This window comes from Neobacillus fumarioli NBRC 102428 (assembly GCF_001591485.1).
Taxonomy (GTDB): domain Bacteria; phylum Bacillota; class Bacilli; order Bacillales; family Cytobacillaceae; genus Neobacillus; species Neobacillus fumarioli.
The window spans coordinates 1-8,160 of sequence record NZ_BCUZ01000119.1 but is presented as its reverse complement, the minus strand read 5'-3'; the positions used below and the strand labels follow the sequence as shown (position 1 = coordinate 8,160).

Here is an 8,160-nt window from a genome sequence, read left to right as displayed (position 1 = left end):
CTTATGAGGATTAACTTCTTCTGGGAATGGATTATGTTAATTATGAGGGATGCTTTCCTTTAACCTTGGAATTAGTATGGATGAAGCAATTCGTTAAGGGGCAATTGCTTTAAGTTTAGCTATCATTTTTAGAGGCAATCGTTTTTGCATTGTTAAGAATTGCCCAGCAGCCTAGTGCACCGCGCCAACCAAAACCGGCTTTGACAGCAATCGGAATACTAATCCCGGATGCAATCGCTCCAATTATATTCATGGAAACAGAATAGATACCAGTCATAAGGCCCACATGATGAGAAAACTCCCGTTTAATTAAACTTGGTATTAATACATTACCTGCCGCAATTGACATTCCAAGCAAGGCCGTACCAATGAACAGAGTTGCTATTGAAGGGATAGATCGTAAAAGAATGCCAACGGTTAATATCATAAATCCTGCTAAAAGCATGACTTCCATCCCGATGCGTCGGGCTATTTTTGGAGTAAGTATTGAAAAAACAGCAAAGGAAAGTAAAGGTAATGTCGTTAGCATGCCCGCTAATGTATTCGATATTCCCATCTCCCTGCGGATCTCTCCAATAATTGGCCCCACTGCCGTAATCGGGGCGCGAAGATTAGCGGCAGCGAATATGATTCCTATAACCAGTAACCATATACTTACTCGTGAAACAGTATTAATCTTTGATATATTAGAATGTGTATCGATTTCTTGTGATGTTTTCATACCACCTGTCCTCCTGTCTATTCTAGGTTATCCGATGAAGTTGCGATAGGTTAATTATAATTAATATTTGGTATATTATAATATATGTTACGTGGTGTCAATTATTTAATAAGGAGCGTTGTTCGATGGATATGCAGAATGAGGAAACGAAACAATTAGCAGAACAAGTAGGTTGTAAATTACGGCAAATACGAAAAGAAAATAACCTAAGCTTAAACGAACTAGCTGAGATTACTGAGGTTAGTAAACTAACTTTAGGAAAAATTGAACGGGGAGAGGCTAACCCTACTTTAACGATCATGTGGAAAATTGCAAAAGGACTCTCCGTTCCTCTTACCGCCTTGCTTAACCTTGAAGAAAAGGTAAGTGTATCTCGGTCAGGGGAAGGAAAGATCCTTGAGAGTGCAAATGGGGATTGGACTATTGAACCAGTATTTGGTAATTTGAAATACGGTGTTTCAGAATTATACCGTGTCTGTATTAAACCTCAAGGTGAAAATACGGAACAGCACCATGAAGGAACCATAGAAGTGGCTACGGCAATGTCTGGATCAGTAGATATCTATGTAGAAGGTTGCAAACATCATCTGGAACCATTTGATTCCATCCGTTTCCAGGCGGATTGCAAACACACTTACATTAATTCAAGTGATACTCCAGCCGTGTTATTTTGTTTGTTAGCATATCCCCGGACTTAAGAGCCTGTCTAAAGTTGCTTTGATGCTAATTCGAACAAAAAAATTATCATGCCTAATTATTGGATTTGAACTATAAGCAAACAACTAATTTTTCTATGTATCCGTATATTTTCATCGAAATACGGCTTTTGAGCATTTAAAGTAAATAACTAAGCATCCTAAAAAAATTAATGTTCCTTAGATAAAAATATGTTCTAATTCCGAAGGTTTCTCTGGTGCTGATCCGGTTTTCCTTCGGATTTTTTATACCGATTTCGGCAGAAGTCCAATCGTGCTGCTTTTGTTTAAAGTTGAGTCAGGTGCGGACAGCGAAGCCCAGAAAAAGAACAAGCGTGTCCGAAGTTATCCATGGTTCAGAGAAAGAGGGCCAAGGAAACAGCAACAAGTGTCCAAAGTTGAGGTAGATTCAAACAATAGCAGGAATGCTCAATTAATAATATCGTAAATTTACAATTAGTTATCCAATCTCAGGCTGGATCCAATGGTGGTCCAGTCTTCATCCTTCCTCGTTCTCCTGTTCCATTCTGGTTGTTTTTCCTACAGTATAAACGCATTACAGTTCATGGTATTAACAAAATCGTAAGAAGGGTGAATACAGAGGACACCTCAATGTTTTTGCACCGGCAAAATAGGAACTTGCCTCTAAATATATGATAGAATTTAAAGAGAGGTGCTTCCCAAATGGAAATAAAAGAAATACTTGCAAAGAAAATTCTTACTGAAGCAAAGGGTTATTTGGATGTATGCTTTACCCATTCATTGAATCCATATAGCGGTTGTGCGTTTTCTTGCAGGTACTGCTATGTAAGAGAAATGCCCATTCAAAGAATTAAAGAAATCCCTTGGGGAGAATGGTTGAATATTAAAACAAATGCAGCAGAAAATTATCAAAAGGAAATCATTAAATTTCGCAAGAAAAATAATCCCGTCAACCTCTTTATGTCTTCTGCAACAGATCCTTACCAGCCAATTGAACGGAAAGCAAACATTACACGGGGGATACTAGAAGCAATGATTGAAGCGCCGCCCGATTTTCTTCAAATCCAAACACGGGGACCACTGATTACAAGAGATATTGACTTGTTAATAAAATTAAAAGAAAAATGTGATGTTCTTGTATCCATGACAATTGAAACAGATCGGGAAGATATAAAGCAAACTTTTGCTCCATTGGCTCCTGGAATGAAGTTGCGGATCAAAGCTTTAAAAGAAGTTCATGATGCAGGAATATCTACTCAAGCTTCTATATCACCGGTTTTGCCATTTACCCCCGACTTTCCAAAAGAATTGGATGGAATCGTGGACCATATTTGGATTGATACCCTATCCATTGGAGATGGTGCAATGGACAAATGTTCAGAAAGATTAGGAATGCCGCAATTATTTCAACAACATGAGCTTTCACAGTGGTATCAAAGAGATTTGCATGTAAAGGTGGAAAAATATTTTAAAAACTATTTTCCTAGTGAAATGATACGGGTTTCTAAAAAAGATGCATTTCCAAGATGAAGTTACGTTTTTTTGAACAGGCCCATTTGTCGCTTTCATAAGATAAACGTAAGGCACAACGAGCTTATATCCGCTTGTTGTGCCTTTTTGCTACAAAATTTGTATGAACCATCCCGAAATTAACGCCGTTCTCTTCTGGCAAAGTCAACAAATCTAAATTTATCGAGCCTGTGCCGTGATTCTGTGTACTGCAGAAGGCTGGCGTTATCTAAATAAACATGGTTTCTCACGACGACTACATGGGTATAGCCGTTGATGTCCAAAAACTCACGGTCTTCTTCGGTTGCTTCTTCTACCGTAATTTCTTTTTTCGCAAAACTGATGACAAGCCCGAGTTCGCGTTCAAAATAATGGTAAAGTGAATCTTCGCAAATATCTTTCGTAATCGTTGGTACGAATTGTTTTTTGATAAAATCTTTATCTAAAATGATTTTTTCATGATCGATTTCCCTGGAACGGACGACTTTCCAAATTTCATCTTTCCCCGTTACCTTTAATTGTTGCTTTAACAAGTTATCGGGTTTGATGAGGACAAGCTCGTGAACGTTGGTCCGCCAGTCTTTGCCGGAGCTTTTCGCAAGCTCGCGAAAGCTGACAAGGCCTGAAACGGGAAAATCGAAACGGCTGACATCCAGAACAACAGAACCTTTGCCTCGCACCTTTTGAATATATCCATTATAAGATAACAGGTTCAGTGATTTGCGAATCGTCTCCCGTGACGTTCCAAACTGTTCGGCGAGTTCGTGCTCGGAAGGGAGAAGGCTGCCGGCTTTCAGTTTTCCTTCTTTTATATTTTTTACGAGATTATTATAAATAGCCATGAATTTATTTTCTTTCATCCCGATATCACCAATACCATTGTAACACTATTTCAAAAGATAAACGATCGATTCATAAGGACGGAGGGTGCAGTTGGCAAAATGCTCTGGTGAGTCCGGATAGTTGGAAAGCAGCACTTCCGCCTGGACATTGGTGAATTCAGGTAAGTTTAGCCCTGTTGTTTTTCCGTAAAAATTATTGACAACCAGCAGTTTTTCCTTGTCGCCATTACGCAAATAGGCAAAAATTTCAGGATGTTCCGCCAGAAGAATTTGAAAATCACCGGTGGTGATAATCTCATATTTTTTTCGCAATTGAATCAGTTTTTGATAATGGTAAAAGATCGAGTTGCGGTCGCTGAGAGCTTTTTCCACATTGATACTCGGATAGTTAGCGGCAACGTTTATCCACGGCACCCCTGAAGTAAAACCGCTGTGATCTTTATTGTTCCATTGGACAGGGGTACGTGAATTATCCCGTGATTTTTGCTGGAGGATCGCGATAATTTCTGCATGGCTTTTTCCTTGTTCTCTTAAAATTTTATACATATTAAGAGATTCAACGTCGCGGTAATCCTCGATTCGTTCAAATTTTGGGTTTGTCATCCCGATTTCTTCGCCTTGGTAAATATAGGGTGTGCCCTGCATCATATGGATGGCCGTTGCCAGCATTTTTGCTGATTCAACGCGGTACTTGCCGTCATTGCCGTACCTGGAAACAATCCGGGGCTGATCATGGTTGCACCAGAACAACGCGTTCCAGCCTCCGCCTTCATGCATTTTTGTTTGCCATTCGGCAAGGATTTTTTTTAAGGAAAGAAAATCAAAGTCGGCGACTGCCCATTTTTCTCCATCCGGATAATCCACTTTTAAATGATGAAACTGAAAGACCATGCTTAATTCTTGACTATTCGGGTTGGTATATTGGATACAATTCTCAATGGTTGTTGAGGACATTTCGCCGACTGTCATTGCGTTATATTTAGAAAAAACTTTTTGGTGCATTTCATGTAAAAATTCGTGAATGCGTGGACCGTCTGTGTAAAATTTACGGCCATCGCCGTTCTCATCGTTTGGGAATTCTTGATTTTTCGAAATCAAGTTGATGACATCTAGGCGAAAACCGTCGACCCCTTTTTCAAACCAGAAAGTCATCATTTCGTAAATTTTAGCGCGGACCTCTTCATTCTCCCAATTTAAATCGGCCTGGGTTACATCGAAAAGATGCAGGTAATATTGCTCTGTCTTTTCATCCCATTGCCAGGCGCTGCCCCCAAATTTGGACTGCCAGTTGGTTGGTGGATTCCCGCCGGGGGACGGGGCTTTCCAAATGTAAAAATCGCGGTAAGGGCTGTCTTGAGATGAAGCACTTTCCTTAAACCATGGATGCTCGGTCGATGTATGGTTGACAACAATATCCATCATAATTTTGATGCCGCGCTTATGGGCTTCGTCTAGTAGTCGATCGAAGTCTTCCATCGTGCCATACGATTCGTCTATAGCATAATAATTGCTGATATCATAACCATTATCACGCTGGGGTGAAGCATAAATTGGCGTTAGCCAAATGACATCAATACCAAGTTGTTGAAGATAATCCAATTTTTCGATAACGCCTGGCAAGTCGCCGATGCCATCACCGTTTGAGTCATAAAAGCTTTTAGGATAAATTTGATAAACAACTGCTTTTTTCCACCAAGGTTCATTCATGTTGTAAACACACCACCGTTAATTAATAAAGGCTAGATTACGTATATGAAACTTAAAAAATATACCCGGACGCCTTTTAAATTTTTGAAAGCAGATAGACCCTAAGCTATAAGCCCGGGCCTCTAATCTATTAAGCAGCTTCCCTTTTGTTTTTTTCCGAAGCGGCTGTTTTTTTTACCTTTCCTAAAATAAAGGTTAATACAAAAGGTACGATCAGTGTGATGCTCATACCGATAAAAAAGGTGCCCCAGTTTTGCGGGAAGATGGATAAAAATCCAGGGACACCCCCGACGCCAATGGATGGGGCTTTTACTTGGCCGACCGCTAAAATGACTCCTGCAATGGCCGAACCGATCAGTGCGCTCACAAATGGATACTTAAAGCGGAGGTTAACCCCAAACATTGCTGGTTCCGTGATTCCGAGATAGGCGGAAACGGTTGAGGTACCTGCCAATCCTTTGATGTTTTTATCCTTTGTAAGGAACATCATCGCAAGGGCTGCTGAACCTTGGGCGATATTGGACATTACGAGTATCGGCCATAAATAAGTTCCACCAGTGCTTGCAATTAATTGGAAATCCACGGCCAAGAATGCTTGGTGCATTCCGGTAATGACAAGAAGTGCATAACAACTGCCATAAATGAAACCGCCAATGGCCGGAACATTTTTAAAGATAGCAACAACAATGCCAGTAATCCAATTAGCGATGCCAAACGTTATTGGTCCAACGAAAACAAAGGTGATAAATCCTGTTACTAATAGGGCAATTGGTGCAACCAGCAACAGTTGAATAGAATCCGGAATATGCTTTTTCAGGTATTTTTCAAGACTTGCTAAAATATAGGATGAAACGAGAACAGGGAGAACTTGTCCCTGATAGCCTATCTTATTAACATGCCAGCCGAATAAATTCCACTGCGGAATCGTGTGGGTCTTTAAGGCATTACCGTAGTTGTAGGCATTTAATAAATCTGGGTGAATCATCATAAGACCAAGTACAATACCAAGAAGTGGATTTCCGCCAAAACGTTTCACTGCTGACCAGCCAATCAGACCGGGTAAGAATACGAAAGCTGTATTGGCGATGATATTGATCATATCGGCAAGACCGCTCCAATTACTGTGAACGTCAATAAATGATTTATGGGCATAAAATATGCCTTTACCTGACAGGATATTGTTAAGACCCATTAGCAAACCGGCAGTGACGATCGCTGGTAAAATGGGAATAAAGATATCCGAAAGCGTTTTAATAAATTTTTGAATCGGATTCAATTTTTGTGCTGCAGCATTCTTAACATCTTGTTTGCTTCCATGCTGAAGCCCTGCAATATCAATTAATTGCGTATATACTTTGTCAACCGTTCCTTGTCCAATGACTATTTGGAACTGTCCATTTGCTGAAAATGACCCTTTTACCATTTCAATTTGTTCGAGTTTATTCTTATCTACCTTACTATCATCGGATAATGCAAAGCGAAGACGTGTTACACAATGAGTAACCGCTGCTATATTTTCTTTACCGCCAACTGCATCGATCACTTCTTCTGCTGTACGGCGAAGGGGGTCCTTTGAAACCAGTTTATTCATATTGATTTCTCCTCGAAGAACTGCTGTCAGTAAGCTTGTTTTTCCTTTAACGACTTCCTTTTCATCTGTTTTTGATAACGATTTCAATTCTTTGTAATTAGTAATGATGACAGGTGTTACAGTACTTTTAGCTTTTTCGGCAATGAGGGCTAAATCAAAATGTAGTAAAACATCTCCTGCTTTCACGCGGTCACCTAACGAGACTAAAACTTCAAAGCCTTCTCCGTTCATATTTACGGTATCAATACCTACATGGATCAGAATTTCTAGACCTTCATTTGAACGAATCCCAATCGCGTGCTTCGTTGGAAATAGAGTTACAATTTCACCATCGACAGGAGAAACCACCTTGCCTTCTGTAGGTTCAATTGCAATTCCTTCGCCTATCATCTTTTGCGCGAAGGTAGGATCAGGTATTTCTTCTAAACTGACAACCTTTCCACTTAGCGGAGAGAGTAAAATTTCCTTACTTTTTAATGACATACATACGCCCCCTTTTAAACGCTTTCATTTTATACATGTATATACATGTTATGAGGTTATTATAACTTGTATATACAAATTGATCAAGAATCATTCTGTTAAGATAATTAAAAAAATATATCAGACTCTTTGGTTATTTTGATGCAATTAGTGTAAATTTTCAGACGGCAACCTTTCCCTATTAAAGACAAGATATTTATATTTAGGTGATATGGGTAGACAAATAAATAAGAAGACCATATCCTCAAATGGATGGAACCATTCAAAGTAATAGAAAACTTATTCCTTGAACAACAAAGCTGGGCAGTTAATGAAGCCTTATGGAAATTAAAGTTTAAATAAACGGTTATACCAAATTCAATTAATTACTCCAGCTGATGAATCTAAATTTATATCATTGGATTAAACAGTTTAATAGTTTATCTGATCATTGGTTTATGAATAAATTTAGATAAAAAATAAAAATACTATTGACCTTTCATCTATTACTTGATATATTAATCTTCGTCGCTGCGAAACATCAAAAAAACAACAGCTTTCGCAGTTGAAGTTGTTTAATAAAGGTGTTGATATTAAAGAGCACCTTATGATATATTTAGATAGTCGCTTTCAGGCGATGAAACAAGATAG

At 39.1% G+C, this 8,160-nt stretch carries 6 protein-coding genes and 1 pseudogene; 2 read left to right on the top strand and 5 right to left on the bottom strand.

Annotation, left to right across the window (positions count from 1 at the left end; translation table 11 throughout):
* Positions 1–115: 115 nt before the first annotated feature.
* Positions 116–721 (bottom strand): MFS transporter, encoded by a 606-nt coding sequence (locus BFU02S_RS13280; protein WP_066371499.1) that lies wholly within the window; start codon positions 719–721, stop codon positions 116–118.
* Between the two features lie 125 nt (positions 722–846).
* Here BFU02S_RS13280 and BFU02S_RS13275 point away from each other — a divergent pair, with 125 nt between their 5' ends.
* Together BFU02S_RS13275 and BFU02S_RS13270 are read left to right on the top strand one after the other, a co-directional pair.
* Positions 847–1,419, top strand: a complete 573-nt coding sequence (locus BFU02S_RS13275) for a helix-turn-helix domain-containing protein (RefSeq protein ID WP_066371497.1) — start codon at positions 847–849, stop codon at positions 1,417–1,419.
* Positions 1,420–2,100: 681 nt separating this feature from the next.
* Complete coding sequence (locus BFU02S_RS13270) at positions 2,101–2,928, top strand: SPL family radical SAM protein (RefSeq protein ID WP_066371495.1); 828 nt, start codon at positions 2,101–2,103, stop codon at positions 2,926–2,928.
* Positions 2,929–3,047: 119 nt separating this feature from the next.
* On the opposite strand, the gene treR is transcribed toward BFU02S_RS13270, so the two are convergent.
* From treR to BFU02S_RS17715, 4 genes and pseudogenes are all read right to left on the bottom strand, one after another.
* Positions 3,048–3,767, bottom strand: a complete 720-nt coding sequence (gene treR, locus BFU02S_RS13265) for a trehalose operon repressor (RefSeq protein ID WP_066371492.1) — start codon at positions 3,765–3,767, stop codon at positions 3,048–3,050.
* Positions 3,768–3,794: 27 nt separating this feature from the next.
* Complete coding sequence (treC, locus tag BFU02S_RS13260; RefSeq protein ID WP_066371490.1) at positions 3,795–5,456, bottom strand: alpha,alpha-phosphotrehalase; 1,662 nt, start codon at positions 5,454–5,456, stop codon at positions 3,795–3,797.
* A gap of 130 nt (positions 5,457–5,586) precedes the next feature.
* Positions 5,587–7,047: a PTS system trehalose-specific EIIBC component gene (treP, locus tag BFU02S_RS13255; RefSeq protein ID WP_066371502.1), complete on the bottom strand. Its 1,461-nt coding sequence runs from the start codon at positions 7,045–7,047 to the stop codon at positions 5,587–5,589.
* A gap of 99 nt (positions 7,048–7,146) precedes the next feature.
* Positions 7,147–7,530: pseudogene (locus BFU02S_RS17715) on the bottom strand (PTS sugar transporter subunit IIA); the annotation flags it as partial.
* Positions 7,531–8,160 lie beyond the last annotated feature (630 nt).